This window comes from Anaerotruncus sp. 1XD42-93 (genome assembly GCF_009917605.1).
Taxonomy (GTDB): Bacteria; Bacillota; Clostridia; order Oscillospirales; family Ruminococcaceae; genus Anaerotruncus.
Genome location: NZ_QZEG01000211.1, coordinates 1 through 725, shown reverse-complemented (window position 1 = coordinate 725; position 725 = coordinate 1). Strand labels below are relative to the sequence as shown.

Annotated in this window: 1 protein-coding gene; it reads right to left on the bottom strand. The window is 52.8% G+C overall.

Annotation, left to right across the window (positions count from 1 at the left end):
- A partial coding sequence (locus tag D5269_RS18075) for a VirD4-like conjugal transfer protein, CD1115 family (RefSeq protein WP_147408091.1) occupies positions 1–725 on the bottom strand: 725 nt, incomplete at both ends.

Genomic DNA, 725 nt, shown 5'->3' with positions numbered 1-725 from the left:
TCTTTTCCGAGTTTCTGGTAATTTACCCCCATGCTGCGCTGGCTTCCCCGCGTGTCGGAGGTGTTGAAAAGGTCGATGGTTTCCTTTCCCAGCGTTTCCGAAATCTCTTTCAGGGTGCTGCGCTCCTTGCCGCCCAAAAACAGGACGCAGGAGCAGTTGCCGATGATGGTTTCCGCATGGTCTTTGTAAACTGCTTTTAACTGGCTCTGCGTCTGCACCACGATATGCGCCGAAATCTCGCGGCTTCGGATAACGCTGATAAGGTGCTGGAAGTTGGGGATTTTCTGGTTGGCAAACTCGTCCAGCAGGCAGGTAACATGGGTTTTCAGTGCGCCGCCGTTTTCCAGCGCCTTGTCGCACAGGACGTTGAACATCTGCGTATAGACCATTGCAGAAATGAAATTGAATGTCATATCAGTGTCGGACACGATACAGAACAGCGCCGTCTTGCGGTCGCCAATCTTTTCAAGTTCCAGTTCGTCGCCCTCCATCAGTTCCCGCACCTCCCGGATGTCAAAGGGAGCCATTCTTGCGCCGCAGCTAATAAGTATGCTCTTAGCTGTCTTGCCCGCCGCCATCTTGTATTTCTTATACTGGCGCACCGCGAAATGCTGCGGGTCGCGTTTTTCCAGCGCGTCAAACATCAGGTCAACGGCGTTTTTGAAGTTTTCATCATCCTCCCGCACCTCGGACGCATTGAGCATTTCCAGCAGGGTGGTCATGTT